Annotated in this window: 12 protein-coding genes and 2 pseudogenes; 5 read left to right on the forward strand and 9 right to left on the reverse strand. The window is 72.5% G+C overall.

Translation table 11 applies throughout. From position 1 onward, the window contains the following. The 6 genes and pseudogenes from AB0D48_RS13715 to AB0D48_RS13740 all read right to left on the reverse strand — a co-directional run. Nucleotides 1-94, reverse strand: a pseudogene (locus tag AB0D48_RS13715) (DUF3000 domain-containing protein); the annotation flags it as partial. Between the two features lie 2 nt (nucleotides 95-96). Further along, a pseudogene (sucD, locus tag AB0D48_RS13720) lies at nucleotides 97-861 on the reverse strand (succinate--CoA ligase subunit alpha); the annotation flags it as partial. Between the two features lie 21 nt (nucleotides 862-882). Further along, a complete protein-coding gene (sucC, locus tag AB0D48_RS13725) occupies nucleotides 883-2061 on the reverse strand; it encodes an ADP-forming succinate--CoA ligase subunit beta (RefSeq protein WP_030290619.1) in 1179 nt (392 codons plus the stop codon). Nucleotides 2062-2341: 280 nt separating this feature from the next. Then, a complete protein-coding gene (locus AB0D48_RS13730) occupies nucleotides 2342-3523 on the reverse strand; it encodes a VWA domain-containing protein (RefSeq protein ID WP_362394984.1) in 1182 nt (393 codons plus the stop codon). A 162-nt stretch (nucleotides 3524-3685) separates the two neighbouring features. After that, nucleotides 3686-5950 carry a DUF5682 family protein gene (locus AB0D48_RS13735; protein ID WP_362394987.1) on the reverse strand — a complete coding sequence of 755 codons (2265 nt, stop codon included), beginning with the start codon at nucleotides 5948-5950 and terminating at the stop codon, nucleotides 3686-3688. Further along, entirely contained in the window at nucleotides 5947-7053 is a 1107-nt protein-coding gene (locus tag AB0D48_RS13740) for an AAA family ATPase (protein ID WP_362394989.1), read from the reverse strand. Before AB0D48_RS13740 ends, AB0D48_RS13735 begins: the two co-directional genes overlap by 4 nt. Before the next feature lie 134 nt (nucleotides 7054-7187). Here AB0D48_RS13740 and AB0D48_RS13745 point away from each other — a divergent pair, with 134 nt between their 5' ends. Both AB0D48_RS13745 and AB0D48_RS13750 read left to right on the forward strand, forming a co-directional pair. Beyond that, nucleotides 7188-8531, forward strand: a complete 1344-nt coding sequence (locus tag AB0D48_RS13745; protein WP_362394992.1) for an SWIM zinc finger family protein — start codon at nucleotides 7188-7190, stop codon at nucleotides 8529-8531. Nucleotides 8532-8780: 249 nt separating this feature from the next. Next, nucleotides 8781-10361 carry a DUF5691 domain-containing protein gene (locus AB0D48_RS13750; RefSeq protein WP_362394995.1) on the forward strand — a complete coding sequence of 527 codons (1581 nt, stop codon included), beginning with the start codon at nucleotides 8781-8783 and terminating at the stop codon, nucleotides 10359-10361. A gap of 429 nt (nucleotides 10362-10790) precedes the next feature. Here the strand turns inward: AB0D48_RS13750 and AB0D48_RS13755 are convergent, their stop codons facing one another. Next, nucleotides 10791-11192, reverse strand: a complete 402-nt coding sequence (locus AB0D48_RS13755; protein ID WP_362394998.1) for a cobalamin B12-binding domain-containing protein — start codon at nucleotides 11190-11192, stop codon at nucleotides 10791-10793. Between the two features lie 173 nt (nucleotides 11193-11365). On the opposite strand from AB0D48_RS13755, the gene AB0D48_RS13760 reads away from it, so the two are divergent. Both AB0D48_RS13760 and AB0D48_RS13765 read left to right on the forward strand, forming a co-directional pair. Beyond that, nucleotides 11366-12163, forward strand: coding sequence for an alpha/beta fold hydrolase (locus tag AB0D48_RS13760; RefSeq protein WP_362395001.1), 798 nt, complete (start codon nucleotides 11366-11368; stop codon nucleotides 12161-12163). Nucleotides 12164-12241: 78 nt separating this feature from the next. Next, nucleotides 12242-13960 (forward strand): peptidoglycan DD-metalloendopeptidase family protein, encoded by a 1719-nt coding sequence (locus tag AB0D48_RS13765; protein ID WP_362395004.1) that lies wholly within the window; start codon nucleotides 12242-12244, stop codon nucleotides 13958-13960. Nucleotides 13961-13997: 37 nt separating this feature from the next. On the opposite strand, the gene pcrA is transcribed toward AB0D48_RS13765, so the two are convergent. Further along, nucleotides 13998-16523 (reverse strand): DNA helicase PcrA, encoded by a 2526-nt coding sequence (gene pcrA / locus AB0D48_RS13770; protein WP_362395007.1) that lies wholly within the window; start codon nucleotides 16521-16523, stop codon nucleotides 13998-14000. Nucleotides 16524-16535: 12 nt separating this feature from the next. Beyond that, the gene (locus AB0D48_RS13775; protein ID WP_362395010.1) at nucleotides 16536-16880 is read right to left on the reverse strand and encodes a helix-turn-helix domain-containing protein; all 345 of its coding nucleotides are present in this window, start codon (nucleotides 16878-16880) and stop codon (nucleotides 16536-16538) included. Between the two features lie 118 nt (nucleotides 16881-16998). Between AB0D48_RS13775 and AB0D48_RS13780 the strand changes: the two genes are divergently transcribed. Continuing rightward, nucleotides 16999-17895: an alpha/beta hydrolase gene (locus tag AB0D48_RS13780; RefSeq protein ID WP_362395013.1), complete on the forward strand. Its 897-nt coding sequence runs from the start codon at nucleotides 16999-17001 to the stop codon at nucleotides 17893-17895. Nucleotides 17896-17913 lie beyond the last annotated feature (18 nt).

A 17913-nucleotide genomic window follows, 5' to 3' on the forward strand; every position in this document is an offset into this window, starting at 1 on the left:
GCGTCGCGGGCCGCCGCTCCGCGAGCCCGCCGAAGTAGTGCGAGCTCGCCATGGTCACGGTCCCGCTCGCCTCCCCGTACGTCAGGCTGCGTGCGCGATGGCACCCGCGTGGCCCATGGTCTTGCCCTCGGGGGCGGTGAAGCCCGCGACGTAGCCGACGACCGGCTTCTTGACGTTCTTCGCGATGAAGTCCGCCGCACGCTCCTCGGCGTCGCCGCCGATCTCGCCGATCATGACGATCAGGTCGGTGTCGGGGTCCGCCTCGAACGCCTCCAGGGCGTCGATGTGCGTGGTGCCGATGACCGGGTCGCCACCGATGCCGACGGCCGAGGAGAAGCCGAGGTCACGGAGCTCGTACATCATCTGGTAGGTCAGCGTGCCGGACTTGGACACGAGACCGATGCGGCCGGGCTTGGTGATGTCGCCCGGGATGATGCCGGCGTTGGACTGGCCGGGGGTGATCAGACCCGGGCAGTTCGGGCCGATGATCCGCGTCTTGTTGCCCTTGGAGGTCGCGTACGACCAGAAGGCGGCGGAGTCGTGCACCGCGATGCCCTCGGTGATGACGACGGCCAGCGGGATCTCGGCGTCGATGGCCTCGACGACGGCGGCCTTGGCGAAGGCCGGCGGGACGAAGAGGACGGAGACGTTGGCGCCCGTCTTCTCCATCGCCTCGGCGACGGAGCCGAAGACCGGGACCTCGGTGCCGTCGAAGTCGACGGTGGTGCCGGCCTTGCGCGGGTTCACGCCGCCGACGATGTTGGTGCCGTCAGCCAGCATCAGCTTGGTGTGCTTCATGCCCGTGGCACCGGTCATGCCCTGGACGATGACCTTGCTGTCCTTGTTGAGGAAGATAGCCATGTGAGTCTGTGACCTCTGCCCTTACTTCGCAGCCGCGAGCTCGGCGGCCTTGTCGGCCGCGCCGTCCATGGTGTCCACGCGCTGGACCAGCGGGTGGTTGGCGTCCGAGAGGATCTTGCGACCCAGCTCGGCGTTGTTGCCGTCGAGACGGACGACGAGCGGCTTGGTGACCGCCTCGCCCTTCTCCTCCAGCAGGGCCAGCGCCTGGACGATGCCGTTGGCGACCTCGTCGCACGCGGTGATGCCACCGAAGACGTTGACGAAGACGGACTTGACGTCCGGGTCGCCGAGGATGATCTCGAGACCGTTGGCCATGACAGCGGCGGAGGCGCCACCGCCGATGTCCAGGAAGTTGGCGGGCTTGACGCCGCCGTGGTTCTCGCCGGCGTAGGCGACGACGTCGAGGGTGCTCATGACGAGACCCGCGCCGTTGCCGATGATGCCGACCTCACCGTCGAGCTTGACGTAGTTGAGGTTCTTCGCCTTGGCGGCGGCCTCGAGCGGGTTCGCGGCCGCGTGGTCCACGAACTCCTCGTGGCCCGGCTGGCGGAACTCGGCGTTCTCGTCGAGCGAGACCTTGCCGTCGAGCGCGATGACGTCGCCGGAGGCGACCTTCGCGAGCGGGTTGACCTCGACGAGGAGCGCGTCCTCGGCGATGAAGGTCGCCCACAGGGTCACGAGGACCTCGGCCACCTTCTCGGCGACCTCGGCCGGGAACTGCGCCAGGGCGACGATCTCGCGGGCCTTCTCGATGGTCACGCCCTCGTTGGCGTTCACCGGGACCTTGGCGAGCTTCTCGGGGGTCTCCTCCGCGACCTGCTCGATGTCCATGCCGCCCGCGACCGAGGCCATGGCCAGGAAGGTGCGGTTGGTGCGGTCGAGGAGGTACGAGACGTAGTACTCCTCGAGGATCTCGGGGGCCGTCTCGGCGATCATCACCTTGTGGACCGTGTGGCCCTTGATGTCCATGCCGAGGATGTCCGTCGCCCGGGCGACGGCCTCGTCCGGGGTGGCCGCCAGCTTCACGCCGCCGGCCTTGCCGCGGCCGCCGACCTTCACCTGCGCCTTGACGACCGACTTGCCGCCCAGCCGCTCGGTGGCCTCGCGAGCCGCCTCAGGCGTGTCGATGACTTCACCGGCCAGCACCGGTACACCGTGCTTGGCGAAGAGGTCCCTCGCCTGGTACTCGAACAGGTCCACGCGCGTCCGTCCCTTGTCTTTTTTAAAGATTCGCAGTGATTCGCGGTTGTCTGCTATCTGCGTGGGCGTGCCGCGGAGGGCAACGTGACGGCGCTGTCACAAGGAAGGCGCACACGGTGACCGTGGACGCGGCATGTCCGTCCCGCAGGTTATCCCCGTGGGACGTAGGTCCCTAAATCGCAGATCACACCTGAGCGGTGATACCTGTCACAGATCCCCTCACGGTTGAGCTGGAACTTCGTGTGATCTGCCGATTCCCCCGTGATCCACGCGCGGCCGGTCATGGCACCGGCAGGGGCCGCTTCTCCAGGGCCGCGGCCATCACCTCCGGGAACAGGTCGGGGGTGCAGGCGAAGGCGGGCGCACCCAGCGCCGCGAGGGCGGCGGCGTGCTCGCGGTCATAGGCCGGGGCGCCCTCGTCGGACAGGGCCAGAAGGGTGACGAACTCGACGCCCGCCGCCTTCATCGCGGCGACCCGTCCCTGCATTTCGTTGCGTATGCCGCCCTCGTAGAGATCACTGATCAGGACGACGACGGTGTCGGCGGGACGGGTGACCTTCGACTGGCAGTAGGCGAGGGCGCAGTTGATGTCGGTGCCGCCGCCGAGCTGGGTGCCGAACAGGACGTCGACCGGATCGTCGAGCTGGTCGGTGAGGTCCACGACGGCGGTGTCGAAGACGACGAGCCGGGTCGTGATCGAGCGCATCGAGGCCAGCACCGCCCCGAACACGGAGGCGTAGACGACGGACGCGGCCATCGAACCCGACTGGTCGATGCAGAGGATCACCTCCTTCTTCACCGACTGGGCCGCCCGGCCGTACCCGATCAGCCTTTCGGGGACGACGGTGCGGTACTCGGGCAGGTAGTTCTTGAGGTTGGCCCGGATCGTGCGGTTCCAGTCGATGTCGTGGTGGCGGGGGCGACTGGTCCGGGCGGAGCGGTCGAGGGCGCCGGTGAGCGTCGCCCGCGTCCGCGCCGCGAGCTTCTTCTCCAGCTGCTCGACGACCTTGCGGACCACGGCGCGGGCCGTCTCCTTCGTCGTGTCGGGCATCGCCTTGTTCAGGGAGAGCAAGGTGCCGACCAGGTGCACGTCGGGCTCGACGGCCTCCAGCATCTCCGGTTCCAGCAGCAGGGCGGACAGGCCGAGCCGCTCGATCGCGTCGCGCTGCATGACCTGGACCACCGGGCTGGGGAAGTACGTACGGATGTCCCCGAGCCAGCGGGCCACGTGCGGCGCGGACCCGCCGAGCCCGGCCGACCGCGCCCCAGACGCCTTGCGGGAGGCCCCCGCCCGGCCCTGCCCGTCTCCGTCGTACAGCGCACCGAGCGCGGCATCCATGGCCGCGTCCCGCCCGCCGAGGGCACACCCGGTCCCGTCACCCTCACCCCCACCGAGCACCATCCGCCACCGCCGCAGCCGCTCGCCCCCCTCGGCTCCCACGGTCATGTCCGTAACGCTCATCTCCCTGTCCCCCTCCACTCGTCGTGTCGTCCCTCGTCCAGCCCCGCCGTGCCGTCCCAGCCCCACCGGGCTCAACCCAGCCCCACGGGCTCAACCCACCCCCGCCAACGTTCGAGGCGCGGGGGTCCGGGGGCAGCGCCCCCCGGCAACGGCGCCGCACCCTCAGGCCACCGCCACCCCGTCGGCAGGCACCCCGGCGAGGAGCATCCGGACCAGGTCCACCACCGCGTCGGCCCGGACCGGATCCAGGTCCGGGCCGAAGCCCGCGGGGGCCGAGCCCACCCCCACCGCGCCGCCGACACCGCCGGGACCGCGACGGACCAGCTCGCCCAGGGTCCGCTTGACCCCCGGCTCGTACGCCCCGAACGTCCGCCGCAGCAGCGGCAGTACGTCGGTGAACGCACGCTCCGGCACCCCCGTCAGCCAGGTGTCGATCAGACCCAGCAACTGGTCGTCGTGGACCAGCAGCGTGCCCCCGCCCGAACTCCCGCCGGCGAAGCCCTCGATCCAGCCCGCCGCGTCGGCCGGAGCCGCCGCCGGGGACAGGGCGAGCCCCATCAGCCGGGCCGTCTCCCCGGCCGGGAGCCGTCCGTCGTCGAGCAGCAGCCGGGCCGCGCGGCCGCGGATCAGGCCCGGTACGGTCTCCCGGCCGGCCAGCGTGCGCAGCACCGCGGACCAGCGCTCGCGCAGTCCCTCGTCCGCGTCCGCCAGCAGCCCGACCGCGCCGTGCACCCCGTCCACATGGCCCCGCAGCTCCGCCGCCGCGTCGGCGTCCAGCCCGGCCGTGCAGGCAGGCGGCAGCGCCACGCATATCCGTTCCGCGAGCCCGGCCGCGACCGTGCCGAGGGCCGCCGCGTCGGTGCCCCGGACGTCCCCGTACCGCAGCGAACGGGCCAGCGCGGGCAGGGCCTTGGCCAGGCGCGCCACATCGGTGTCCAGCGCCGCCCGGTCGGCGAGGGCCCGCAGCACGGCGGGCAGGGCCTCGGACAGTCCGGCCAGCAGGCACCGCTCGGCCAGTGCCGTGACCTCGCCCAGCTCCTCGGCCGCGGCCGCATCGGCCTCGGCCTTGGCGGTGGCCGCCGCCGGGACGGTGGTTCCCCAGATCCCGGCCTCGGCCACCCGCACCGACAGCTCTGGCTGCCAGCAGAGCCGCCAGGTCTCCCTGAAGGTGCCGGTCGCGCCCCGGGAGGCGGCGGGTATGCCCCAGTCGATGCCGAGCAGCCGCAGCCGGTGCAGCAGCAGGGACTTCGCCGCGTCGGTGTCCTTGCGCAGGTCGAGCTCCAGCTCGCGGTCCTGCGCCTCGGGTCTGAGCCGCAGGGAGCGCTGGCGCCGCGTCAGGTCGCGCTGCAGAGGTACGACGGGCGCCGTGTCCGGGACCTCGCCGAGCACGTCCCCGACGACGAGGCGGTCCTCGATCAGCGCGAGCGGTATGCCGGAGCCGTCGCACATCACCGCCCGGACCGCTTCCAGTGTCTCGGTCAGCCCCGGCAACGGCCGCCCCCGCATCGCGGCCAGGGTCTGCGCCAGCCGGACCGCCTCGATGACGTGGGCGGAGGACACCTGCCGGTCCTCCTCCCGCAGCAGCCCCGCGACCTTGGTCAGCCACCGTTCCACGGGCCGGTCCCGGGCGGCGAAGAGGTGCGCGTACCAGCCGGGCGAGGCGATGCCCGCTCCGTACCCGCCGGCCCGGGCCAGCCTGCGGTGGGTCCAGGGCACCCAGGTGGTCTCCACCTTCACCTTGGGCAGGCCGGTGAGGAGCGCCTTGTCGGCGGCCGCGGTGGTCTTCGCGCGCAGCGCCGGGACGTGCCAGGCCCCGCACACCACGGCGTACGCGTCGCCGAACTCCCGGCGGGCGGCCCGCATCCGCTGCCGCATGTACGCCTCGCGCACGAGGTCGCGCCCGTGGCCGCCGTCCCCGTACGCCTCGCGCAGGGCGACCATGGCCTCCCCGAGCGCCTCGAACGCGGCCAGCGGATCCCGGACGGCCCCGGACCCCCGGTGCTCGACCACGTCCTCCCACCAGCGCTCGGGGTCGTCGTACCCGGCGGTCTCGGCCAGCACCCCCAAGGGATCCGGCCTGGCGGCGTCCGGCTCCTCGTCCTCCTCACGGGCGGCCAGCGAGTGCGCGGCGGGGAGGTCCATGAACCGCACCGGTACGCCGGCCTCCTGCGCCCAGCGGATCGCGACCCACTCCGGGGAGAACTCGGCGAGCGGCCAGAACGCGGCCCGGCCCGGGTCGTCCGCGGCGTGCGCGAGCAGTGCCACGGGCGGCCGCATCCCGGGGTCGGCGGCGAGGCCGAGCAGCGCGTCCCCCTCGGGCGGCCCCTCGATGAGCACGGCGGGTGGCCCGGCCGCGTCGAGTGCGGCCCGCACGGCGCGGGCCGAGCCGGGTCCGTGGTGCCGCACGCCCAGCAGCAGCGGGCTCATTCCGTCACCTCCCGGCAGGCGCGGTAGAAGTCCTTCCAGCCGTCCCGCTCGCGGACCACGGCCTCCAGGTACTCCTGCCAGACGACCTTGTCGGCGGCCGGGTCCCGGACGACGGCGCCGAGGATCCCGGCGGCCACGTCGGAGGGGCGCAGCACGCCGTCCCCGAAGTGGGCGGCCAGGGCCAGGCCGCCGGTGACGACGGAGATGGCCTCGGCCGTGGACAGGGTGCCGCTGGGCGACTTCACCTTCGTCCGGCCGTCGTCGGTGACTCCGTCGCGCAGCTCGCGGAAGACGGTGACGACGCGGCGGATCTCTTCCAGGCCTTCGGGCGCGGCCGGCAGGTCGAGGGAGCGTCCCATCTGGTCGACGCGGCGGGCGACGATGTCGACCTCGGCGTCGGCGGTGGCGGGCAGCGGCAGGACGACGGTGTTGAAGCGCCGGCGCAGCGCGCTGGAGAGCTCGTTGACCCCGCGGTCTCGGTCGTTGGCGGTGGCGATGAGGTTGAAGCCGCGCACGGCCTGCACCTCTTCGCCGAGTTCCGGTATCGGGAGGGTCTTCTCGGACAGGACGGTGATGAGGGTGTCCTGGACGTCGGCGGGGATGCGGGTGAGTTCCTCGACGCGGGCGGTCATGCCCTCGGCCATGGCCCGCATGACGGGGCTGGGGACGAGGGCCTCGCGGCTGGGGCCGTGGGCGAGGAGGCGGGCGTAGTTCCATCCGTAGCGGATGGCCTCCTCGGGGGTTCCGGCCGTGCCCTGGACGAGGAGGGTGGAGTCTGCGCTGACGGCGGCGGCGAGGTGTTCGGAGACCCAGGTCTTGGCGGTGCCGGGGACGCCGAGGAGGAGCAGGGCGCGGTCGGTGGCCAGGGTGGTGACGGCCACTTCGACGATGCGGCGCGGCCCGACGTATTTGGGCGTGATGACCGTGCCGTCGGCGAGCGTGCCGCCTTGCAGGTACGTGGCCACGGCCCAGGGGGAGAGCTTCCAGCGGGCCGGGCGGGGCCGGTCGTCGGCGGCTGCGAGGGCTTTCAGTTCGTGTGCGAAGGCATCTTCGGCGTGCGGGCGCAGCGCCTCGGCGCGCCGGGTGTCCTCGGGCGTGGTCATGGTCCCCCTCCAATGCTCGGCAGCCGCTCCCGACTGCTGCATCCACGGTGCACCACCCCACTGACAACGAGCCCTGTTCGAGGCGTTGTTGCAGGTCAGAGCAATTGTCAGTGGGGGTCCGTACGGTGGTTCACATGACTGAGCAGGGGGTCCGCTGGACGGCGGAACAGGTACTGGCTCTGGCTCCTGACGATGCCTCACGCAAGGCGGGCGGCAGACTCGGCGGGGCGGGTCCGTGGTCGCAGATCGGAGGTTCCGCTTCCGGTTCGCTGTGGGGGTTGTGCAAGGGCAGCGGCAGTACGCCGTACCGGACGGTCGTGGATCTGGCGGGGCCGGCGTACAAGTGCTCCTGCCCGAGTCGTAAGTTCCCGTGCAAGCACGCGCTGGGCCTGCTCCTGCTCTGGTCGGCGGAGGGGGTGGGCGAGCCGGGCGAGGCGCCGGACTGGGCCGCGGAGTGGCTGGCCGACCGGGCGGCGAAGGCCGCGCGCCCGGCCGCCTCGGCGGGCAGGCCGGCGGATGAGGAGGGTGCCCGGCGGCGGGCCGGGCGACGGGCGGCACGGATCGGGGCGGGCGTCGCCGAGCTGGAACAGCGGCTGACCGATCTGCTGCGCGGCGGTCTCGCCGGGCAGGAACAGTCGGGCTACGCGGGGTGGGAGGAGACGGCAGCCCGGATGGTCGACGCGCAGGCGCCCGGACTGGCGGGACGCGTACGGGAGTTGGGGACGATACCCAGTTGCGGCCCCGGCTGGCCCGCCCGGATGCTTGAGGAGGCGGCGCTGGTGCACCTGCTGGACCGGGCCTGGCTGGGGGTGGCCGCGTTGCCGGAACAGCTGGCGGCAACCGTGCGCAGCCGGGTGGGACTGCCGGCCTCCGGGGAGGGGGAGGCCGTACGGGACCGCTGGCTCGTGCTGGCCCAGTACGACTCGGTGTCGCCGGACGGCCGGCTCACCACCCGCCGGATGTGGCTGCGCGGGCTGGGGAGCGGGCGGCCGGCCCTGGTGCTGGACTTCGGGCCGCCCGGGCGGCCACCGGGGCTGGCACTGCCGGTGGGGCTGGTGCTGGAGGCGGAAGTCCGCTTCCGGCCCGGGTCGGCGGGGCTGCGTGCGGATCTCGGGGAGAGGTCCTCGGCGGCCGTGCCGTGCGCGGAGGTTCCGGCGGGGGTGGACACGGGGGCCGCCCTGGAGGCGTACGGGGCTGCGCTGCGGGAGGACCCGTGGCTGGAGTCCTGGCCGGTGGTGCTGGGCCCGGTGATCCCGATACCGGGAGAGCTCGGCTGGCAGCTGGCGGACACGGAGGGCACCTCCGCCCTGCCGGTGGCCCTCACCGGGGCCGGGAGCCGTTCCCGCCCGGCTCTGTGGCAGCTGGCCGCGTTGTCGGGCGGGGGCCCGGTGACGGTGTTCGGGGAGTGCGGCCACCGCGGCTTCACCCCCCTGACGGCCTGGCAGCCAGGCTCACCCGAGCCGGTGCCGCTCGCCTGAACAAGGGGCGGCAACACAGGGGAAAACGCTGGGGGCCTGGGGGGATTTATGCCGTCGCGGAAGCGACGGGCAGGACACGGCGGCGCGGGGGCGTCGGCGTGAAGTGACGAGAAGCCGGGGGGCTTTGCCATGAACGACAACCACGCCAGCTAGAGCCGAAGCGGATGTGACGGCACACCGACAGCTCCGGTCCCGCGGAGGGGGCGGGACCGGAGCGCATTACTCGCAGAGGGCAGAGGGAGGGGTTCGATGGGCAAGGGCGACGAGGGGTACTGGGACTGGGAGGAGCTGGTCGGCGCCGCGCTGCTGGGCACCGACCGGCGCCGGGGCGGGGGCCCGGCCGGTTCGCCGGAGGCCCTGCTGGACGCGGCGGCCGTGCACACCGTGCGGCGCCGGGCCGGGCTGCGGCCGGCCGAGGCGGGCCCGCGCCCGCAGCCCGCGCCGCGGGACCCGCGCCCGGCACCGCCCGCGGCGGCCCGGCAGCGGCTCGCGCAGCTGCTGGCCGACCGGACCGCCGCGGGCGGTGCCGGGCGGCGCGGTGCGGCCCCGGATCTGACGGAGCTGCTGCCCCAGTGGCTGGCCGCGGCCGGGCGGCACGGCTACCGCTCACCGGCCGCGCTCGTGCCGGCGCTGCTGGATGCGGCCCGGGCCCGTACGGATCTGCGGGCACCGGCGCTGGCGCTGGCCGGGGCGCGGGGGCTGTGGCTGGCACGGCTGAATCCGGACTGGCGGTTCGCCCTGCGCGGCGGGGCCGGAGGGGCCGGGGAGCTGCCGGACGTGACGGACCCGGCCGGGGTGGAACGGCTGTGGCAGGAGGGGCTGTTCGCGGAGCGGGTGGCACTGCTGAGTGCCGTACGGGCCCACGAGGCGGCGGCCGCGCCGAGGCTGCTGGAGACGACCTGGGCCACGGAGCGGGCCGAGGACCGGCTGATGTTCCTCGACTCGCTGCGGGCGGGGCTGTCGCCGCAGGACGAGCCGTTCCTGGAGGCGGCCCTGGGCGACCGCAGCCGCAATGTCCGCGCGACGGCGGCCGAGCTGCTGTCGGCGCTGCCGGGTTCGGCGCTTGCCGGGCGGATGGCGGAGCGCGCCCTGGCCTGCGTGGGTCCGGAGGGGGTGACCCCGCCGGCCGAGTGCGATGCGGGGATGCTGCGGGACGGGGTGGTCAAGCGGCCGCCCGCCGGGCGTGGGGAACGGGCCTGGTGGCTCGGCCAGTTGGTGGAGGCGGCCCCGCTGTCCTGCTGGCGGGAGCGGTTCGGCGGGCTCGGCCCGGCGGAGATCGTGGCGCTGCCGGTGGCCGGGGGCGAGGAGTGGCGGGAGGAGCTGCACGCGGCGTGGTGCCGGGCGGCGGTGCGCCAGCGTGACGCGGGGTGGTCGCGGGCCCTGCTCGGCGCGGCGTCCGCGCCGCCCGCTGCGGGACCGGGGACGGCGTCGCTGGCGGAGCGGGCGAAGTTGCTGGAGACCCTGCCGGATGCGGAACGGGCTGACTGGGTCGCGGAGTTCATACGGGCGCATGGGCTCTCGGAGGCGTTCCAGCTGCTCGGGGTGTGCGTGGTGCCGTGGGCGGGGGCGCTGGGGCGGGCCGTGGTGGACGCGCTGGATTCCGCGCGGGAGGCGGGCAGCTATCCGTGGAGCTTCAGTGGGGTGATGGGGCTGGCGGAGCGCTGCCTCGATCCTGCGGAGGCGGGGCGGCTGGAGGTGCTGATCGCGGCGGCGGCGGTGCCGGAGGACGGCGGATCTGGTGCCGTCGCGTACTGGGCGGAGGCGTTTCAGCGGTTGGTGGCCACCCTTCGGCTGCGCGAAGCCATGCTGTCGGAGCTGGCCCCGGCCTGACCCCTGCCGGGGGGTGCGGGTTGCCGCTGCGCGGAGCTGGTCCCCGCCCCGCCCCTTCTCCGTTTCCCGGGGGCTCCGCCCCGGATCCCCACCCGGCGCTCCGCCCCCGGACCCCGCGCCTCAATCGCCGACAGGGCTCATGGAGCCGGGGCACGCCCCAGGCCCCCAGGGCATCAAGCATCGGCGCGGCCTAAAGACCCTGGGGCTCCGCCCCAGACCCCACGCCTCGATCGTCGGCGAGGCTGAATGGTCCCCGCGCGAGTGGGTTTCGCCGCGCGAGGCTGGACGGTGCCCCGGTGAGGCCGGCGTGCGTTGCGGGCAATCCTGCACGTGCCTGACGGACGGCGTCCGTCACATCGAGCCTCGCCGGCGTCTGAGGTGCGGGGGACCCCGAGGCAGCGCCCCGGCGACGGGGCCGTACCGGCCTCGCTACTGGCGGACGTTGCCGCGGACCCAGTCCACGATGGCTGTCGTCGTCGCGCCCGGGGTGAAGATCTCCGCCACGCCCTTTTCCTTCAGGGGGGCGATGTCGTCCTCCGGGATGATGCCGCCGCCGAAGACCTTGATGTCCTCCGCGTCGCGCTCCTTGAGGAGCTCCAGCACGCGCACGAAGAGCGTGTTGTGGGCGCCGGAGAGGATCGAGAGGCCGATGGCGTCGGCGTCCTCCTGGATGGCGGTGTCCACGATCTGCTCGGGGGTCTGGTGGAGGCCGGTGTAGATGACCTCCATGCCCGCGTCACGCAGCGCACGCGCGATCACCTTCGCGCCGCGGTCGTGGCCGTCGAGACCCGGCTTGGCCACCACCACACGGATCGGACCGGTCACACCCATCGCACTGCCTCCCGAGTGAACGAACGTTAAGTACAGCATCGCGCACGCCGCCGTTTCACGGTCAACCAGGAGGGGGAAATCACACGTGGGACGGCATTGCGCCACCGCGCCGACAGCCGCACGGCACGGTGGCGCGACCGCCGCAGTCCCAGGAGGCTCAGGGGAGGCCGTCGATGGGGCTGTCCATACCCGTGTCCATACCCGTATCCGGCGCCGCGCTGCGGGCCGGAGCGCTCGAGGTGGTCGTGCTGGGCGGGCACCTCCTCCTGTATCCCACCGGAGTGTGCCAGGAGAAGGTCGGCGCCGGGTCACTGACGACACCTTCTTCCGCGACACGCCCGCCCGCGCTCCTCCTCCACGGGTTCACCGACAACCGCTCCGTCTTCGTCCTGCTGCGCCGCGCCCTCGGGGCGGGCGGTCGGCGCCACGTGGAGGCGTACAACTACTCGCCCTTCACCCGCGATCTGCGCGTGACCGCCCGGCACCTGGCCCGGCGCGTCGAGGAGCTGTGCGAGCGCACCGGGCAGGAGCGGGTGGACCTGGTCGGCCACAGCCTGGGCGGGCTGGTCGCCCGGTACTACGTCCAGCGACTCGGCGGCGACGCCCGCGTCCGGACGCTCGTCACGCTCGGCACCCCGCACTCCGGCACGCTGGTCGCCCCCTTCATGGACGCCCACCCGCTGGTGCGGCAGATGCGCCCCCACTCCGAGGTGCTGGCCGAGCTGGCCGCGCCCTCGCCCGGCTGCGCGACCCGATGTGTGGCGTTCTGGAGCGAGTTCGACTCGCTGATGACCCCGGTCGGTACGGCCCGCATCGAGCATCCGGATCTACGCGTGGAGAACGTCCTGGTCACCGGCATCGGGCACCTCGCCCTGCCCGCGCATCCCACCGTGATCGCGGCGGTAAGGCGCGCCCTCGACGGGCCCGGCCTGGCCTTGGCGGAGGGCCCGGAGGCCACGTCCGTCGCATAGACGCGCCACGACGAAGAGTCGAACGAATTTCGAACTCAAGGCCAAGGGTGCGTCTTTGTGCGACCGAAAGACGGCCGAATGCCCGGTTCCCGGGATATGGAAACCCTCCGAAGATTGTCGTTGCGAGTAACCGCCGGGTACAGTCACGCCACTGCTCTCCTCCAAGGAACCCCGCGTTCCCTGGCCACCCAGGCCCCCAATGCCGAGGCGAAAGAGAAGTTGGTGAACGACCGCCCCTCGCCGGGCCAGTACCCGGATCCCGGGTATGACGGCCTTGCCACCACCACTTTCGCTGGTGACTCGACCTACGTTTCCTACGAAACGCAGGGCCAGGGGGTCAACTACGCGGCATACGGCTCTTATGAGACCGGCGCGTACGACACCACCGCGTGGACCTCGCAGGACCCCTACCTGTCCACGATCCCGGCCCAGGGCGTCCCCGCGGACGGCACCGGGCAGTGGGACGCGAACGCCTGGAGCACGCCGACCACGCCGAGCGCGGACTACTCGGGCTACACCGAGTACCAGCAGCCGCAGGCCTCCTTCGGCTACGACACCTCCGCCGAGCAGACCGGCCACTGGGCGATGCCGGGCTACGGCACCCTCACCGGTACCGAGACGGGGGCGTACGACGCCACCGCCTGGAACACCGTCACGGAGACGCAGACCCAGGCCCAGCCGCAGCCCGACTCCGGCTACGCGTACGGCTACGAGTACCAGCAGCCCGCGCAGCAGCCGGAGCAGGGGAACGCGCAGGAGTACACGTACGAAGCGGCCGGGACTCCCGAGGCGCCCTACAACGAGACCGCGGTCTTCGAGGTCGTCACCGGCGAAGCACCCGAGACACCCGAAGCGCCCGAGATGCACGACATCCACGGGACACACGAAGTGCACGGGACACACGAGGCGCACGAGGCGCACGAGGTGCACGAGGTGCACGAGGTGCACGAGGTGCACGACCTCCCCACCCAGGCCGTGCCCGTGACCTCCGTGCCGCGCGCCGCGCGCCGGACCGCCGCCAAGGGCAACGCGAAGAGCGGCGCGAAGGCCGGCAACAGCCGTCGCCGCACCCCGGCGAAGCGTTCCGCCTTGTTGACCGTGGCCGTGCCCTCCGCCTGCGTGATGGGCGTCGCCGGTGTCGCGGCCGCCTCCGTCGGCGGCCTCACCGGCACGGAGAAGCCCGCCGAGGACACCACCACGATGGCCGCGCCCGACCCGGCGTCCGTCAAGCCCGTCGCGGCGAACACCAAGCTCGACACCCAACTGGCGGCGCTCAGCGCCGACGCGGGCGACTTCGCGGACCGCGCGAGCCGCACGCAGGAACGAATCGACCTGCGTCAGCGCCAGGAGGACGAGAAGAAGAAGAAGGCGGAGGAGGCCGCGGCCAAGGAGGCGGCGCGCCCCAAGTTCGCGATCCCCGTCGCGCAGAACGGCCTCAGCGCCAGCTTCGGCCAGGCCGGCGGCATGTGGATGTCCGTGCACACGGGCATCGACTTCCCGGTCTCGTACGGCACCCCGGTCATGGCCGCCACCGACGGCACCGTGCGCACCCAGTGGAACAGCGCCTACGGGAACATGGCCATCGTGACCTCGCCCGACGGCACCGAGACCTGGTACTGCCACCTCAGCAGCACCAAGATCCGGTCCGGCAAGGTCAAGGCGGGCGACGTCATCGCCTACTCGGGCAACTCCGGCAACTCCACCGGACCGCACCTCCACTTCGAGGTACGGCCGGGCGGCGGGTCCGCGATCGACCCCCTGCCGTGGCTCCGCAGCCACGACCTGGACCCGACCTAAGACCCCGAGCTCCGGAGCCCCGACCCCCTGAGCGGGGTCAGAGCTTCTGCACCGGTGCGTAACGCAGCAGCAGCCGCTTCGGCTTGTCGTCCCCGAAGTCGATGGTGGCCTGCGCGTCCGCGCCCGCTCCCTTGACCTCCATGACGGTGCCGAGGCCGAACTGGTCGTGCGTGACGCGGTCCCCGACCACCAGGGCGATGACCGGCTTGTCGGCGGCCCGGCGTGTCGCGAACCCGGACGGGCCCGACTTCGTACGCGACGAGGACAGGAACGACTCCGGCGAGGTACCGAACGAGGCCTTGCCGCCGCCCGATCCCGAAGAGCCGTAGCCCGACCCCGACCGCATCGGTCCGGCCGGCTTCTGGGCCGCTCCCGTCCGCTTCCACTGCAGGTATTCGGCCGGGATCTCCTCCAGGAACCGCGACGGCGGGTTGTACGAGGGAGTTCCCCACGCACTGCGCATCGAGGACCGGGTCAGGTACAGCCGCTCGCGGGCGCGCGTGATGCCGACGTACGCGAGGCGGCGCTCCTCCTCCAGTTCCTTGGTCTGGCCCAGCGACCGCATGTGCGGGAAGACCCCGTCCTCCATGCCGGTCAGGAAGACCACGGGGAACTCCAGGCCCTTGGCGGTGTGCAGGGTCATGAGCGTGATGACGCCGCTGCCGTCGGTGTCCTCGTCCGGGATCTGGTCGGAGTCGGCGACGAGCGCGACCTGCTCCAGGAACTCGGCGAGCGTGCCGGGGCCGGGAGCCGGGGCGCCGGTCTCGGCCGCCTCGGTGGTCGCCGCCTCGCGCGCCTGCTCGAACTCCAGCGCCACCGCCGCCAGTTCCTGGAGGTTCTCGATCCGCGTCTCGTCCTGCGGGTCGGTCGACGCCTGGAGCTCGGCGAGGTAGCCCGTACGCTCCAGCACCGCCTCCAGCACCACCGCCGGGCCCGCGCCCGAGTCGACGATCGTACGGAGCTCCTCCATCAGCACGTTGAACCGCTTCACCGCGTTGGTGGAGCGCGCGGCCATGCCGAAGGCTTCGTCCACGCGCCGCAGCGCCTGCGGGAAGGTGATCTTCTCGCGCATCGCGAGGGCGTCGATCATCGCCTCGGCGCGCTCGCCGATGCCGCGCTTGGGCACGTTCAGGATGCGGCGGAGCGGGACGTTGTCCTCGGGGTTCGCGAGGACGCGCAGGTACGCGAGGACGTCGCGGACCTCTTTGCGCTCGTAGAAGCGGACGCCGCCGACGACCTTGTAGGGCAGCCCGACCCGGATGAAGATCTCCTCGAAGACACGGGACTGCGCGTTGGTCCGGTAGAAGATCGCGACGTCGCCGGCCTTGGCGTCCCCGGCGTCCGTCAGACGGTCGATCTCGTCGGCGATGAACTGCGCCTCGTCGTGCTCGGTGTCCGCGACGTAGCCGGTGATCACGGCGCCGCTGCCGGCCTGGGTCCACAGGTTCTTCGCGCGGCGGTTCTCGTTGCGCTCGATGACCGCGTTGGCGGCGGAGAGGATCGTCTGCGTGGAGCGGTAGTTCTGCTCCAGCAGGATCGTCGTCGCGTCCTTGTAGTCCTCCTCGAACTGGAGGATGTTGCGGATGGTCGCGCCGCGGAAGGCGTAGATCGACTGGTCGGCGTCACCCACCACGCACAGCTCGGCGGGCGACAGGTCCGGGTAGCCGGTGCCGACCAGTTCGCGCACGAGCGTGTACTGGGCGTGGTTGGTGTCCTGGTACTCGTCCACCAGGACGTGCCGGAAGCGGCGCCGGTAGTGCTCGGCGACGTCCGGGAAGGCCTGGAGCAGGTGGACGGTGGTCATGATGATGTCGTCGAAGTCCAGCGCGTTGGCCTCGCGCAGCCGCCCCTGGTACATCGCGTACGCCTGGGCCAGGGTCTTCTCGAATCCGTCCGCAGCCTGGTCGGCGAAGGCTTCCTCGTCGATCAGTTCGTTCTTCAGGTTCGAGATCTTGGCGTTGAAGGCCTTGGGCGGGAACTTCTTCGGGTCCAGGTCCAGGTCGCGGCAGACGAGCGCCATCAGGCGCTTCGAGTCGGCCGCGTCGTAGATCGAGAACGAGGAGGTGAAGCCGAGCCGCTTGGATTCGCGGCGCAGGATGCGGACGCACGCGCTGTGGAAGGTGGAGACCCACATGGCGTTCGCGCGCGGGCCGACCAGGCCCTCGACGCGCTCCTTCATCTCTCCGGCGGCCTTGTTGGTGAAGGTGATCGCCAGGATCTGGCCGGGGTGGACGTTCCGCGCGGACAGCAGGTGCCCGATGCGGTGGGTCAGCACCCGCGTCTTGCCGGAGCCGGCGCCGGCCACGATCAGCAGCGGCGAGCCCGCGTGCACCACGGCCGCGCGCTGCTGCTCATTCAGCCCGTCCAGGAGCGCCGCCGGGTCGATGACGGGCCTGGGGGCCCCGTCCCGGTAGTACGCGTCCCCGCTCATGGGCACGTCGAACCGGCCCCCGAAGAGATCGTCCGCTCCCGCTTCCGGGGCGGCGTGGTCCTCGGGCGGCGGGGGGACCTCGTCGGAGGGGGTGAGGTCCGCCAGGAAACTGTCGTCAAAGAGGCTGCTCATCGCATTCCGAGTCTAGGGGGCGGGACCGACAGCCGGTTCCGCACCCGGAAAATCCGTCCCCAGTACGACGCCCAGCAGGCCGGGGAAGCGGAGTTCCAGGTCCTGGCGACGCAGCGCGAGGTAGAGCTTGCGGCCCTGCGGGCGCTGGCAGATCACGCCGCTCTCGCGCAGCGTCCGCAGATGGTGCGTGACGCTCGACCTGGGCAGGTCCGGCACCACCTCGCCGCAGAACGCCTCCTCGCCGGAGGCGAGCTTGCGGACGATCTCCAGCCGGACCGGATGCCCGAGCGCGGCGAGGACCTCGGCCAGTTCGAGGCGGTCGGCGGCGGGGTGGGTGAGCTCAGCAGCGGCGGCCATGGATCCCACTGTACGCAGATCTCGTACGGACATTGCCAGACCGTACGAAGAACTCGTACAGTCTAGGTCGTACGAGTTCTTCGTACGGTCATCCGGCCGTCTCCACGTGAGGACCCCCATGCCCGCGACCATCACCACCCCGCTCGACGACGCCTCGCTCGCCGCCTCCCTCGACGGCTGCTTCACCAGCCACCACGCCGAGGTCAACGGCACCCGCCTGCACTATGTGGAGGGCGGCAGCGGCGAGCCGCTCGTCCTCCTCGGCGGCTGGCCGCAGACCTGGTGGCAGTGGAACAAGGTGCTGCCCGCCCTGGCCCGCCGCTACCGGGTGATCGCCGTGGACCTGCGCGGCATGGGCGGCTCCGCCAAGCCGGAGGGCGGCTACGACAAGAAGACGATGGCTGCCGACATCCTGGCCCTGCTCACCCACCTCGGTCTGGAGCGGGCCCACATCGCGGGCCACGACATCGGCGCGATGGTGGCCTACGCCCTCGCCGCCAACCACCCCGAGGCCACCGGCCGCATCGCGCTCCTCGACGTCTCGCACCCCGAGCAGTCCTGGACCCGGATGCCCCTGATCCCCCAGCCCGGGACGTACCACCTGTGGTGGTTCGCCTTCAACCAGGTGCACGGCCTCCCCGAGCAGCTCCTCGCCGGCCGCTACCACCTCCTGCTGGACTGGCTGTTCGGCGCCGGGGCCGCCGACCCCGCGTCCGTCGATGCCCGTTCCCGCGCCGTGTACGCCCGCGCCTACGACACCCCGGAGGCGATCCGGGCCGGCAACGGCTGGTACCGCGCCTTCGCCCAGGACATCACGGACCTCGCCGGGTACGCCCCGGTGACCGTCCCCCTGCTCGCCCTCGGCGGCGAGCACAGCAACTACGACGTCCTCGTCGAGGCCGTCCCCGCCCTCGGCACCGACACCCGGGTCGTCCGCGTCGACGACAGCGGGCACTACCTCCCGGAGGAGCAGCCGGAGACCGTCGTCGCCGAACTGGTCGCGTTCTTCGGGTGACCCCTGCCCCTCCGAACG

This window comes from Streptomyces sp. NPDC048269 (assembly GCF_040652395.1).
Classification (GTDB): Bacteria; Actinomycetota; Actinomycetes; order Streptomycetales; family Streptomycetaceae; genus Streptomyces.

Bases quoted from the DNA above. Each gene is read 5' to 3' on its own strand.
- AB0D48_RS13730 (WP_362394984.1), bottom strand. From the start codon at position 3,523: ATGAGCGTTACGGACATGACCGTGGGAGCCGAGGGGGGCGAGCGGCTG.
- AB0D48_RS13735 (WP_362394987.1), bottom strand. From the start codon at position 5,950: ATGAGCCCGCTGCTGCTGGGCGTGCGGCACCACGGACCCGGCTCGGCC.
- AB0D48_RS13740 (WP_362394989.1), bottom strand. From the start codon at position 7,053: ATGACCACGCCCGAGGACACCCGGCGCGCCGAGGCGCTGCGCCCGCAC.
- AB0D48_RS13745 (WP_362394992.1), top strand. From the start codon at position 7,188: ATGACTGAGCAGGGGGTCCGCTGGACGGCGGAACAGGTACTGGCTCTG.
- AB0D48_RS13750 (WP_362394995.1), top strand. From the start codon at position 8,781: ATGGGCAAGGGCGACGAGGGGTACTGGGACTGGGAGGAGCTGGTCGGC.
- AB0D48_RS13755 (WP_362394998.1), bottom strand. From the start codon at position 11,192: ATGGGTGTGACCGGTCCGATCCGTGTGGTGGTGGCCAAGCCGGGTCTC.
- AB0D48_RS13760 (WP_362395001.1), top strand. From the start codon at position 11,366: ATGGGGCTGTCCATACCCGTGTCCATACCCGTATCCGGCGCCGCGCTG.
- AB0D48_RS13765 (WP_362395004.1), top strand. From the start codon at position 12,242: ATGCCCGGTTCCCGGGATATGGAAACCCTCCGAAGATTGTCGTTGCGA.
- pcrA (WP_362395007.1), bottom strand. From the start codon at position 16,523: ATGAGCAGCCTCTTTGACGACAGTTTCCTGGCGGACCTCACCCCCTCC.
- AB0D48_RS13775 (WP_362395010.1), bottom strand. From the start codon at position 16,880: ATGGCCGCCGCTGCTGAGCTCACCCACCCCGCCGCCGACCGCCTCGAA.
- AB0D48_RS13780 (WP_362395013.1), top strand. From the start codon at position 16,999: ATGCCCGCGACCATCACCACCCCGCTCGACGACGCCTCGCTCGCCGCC.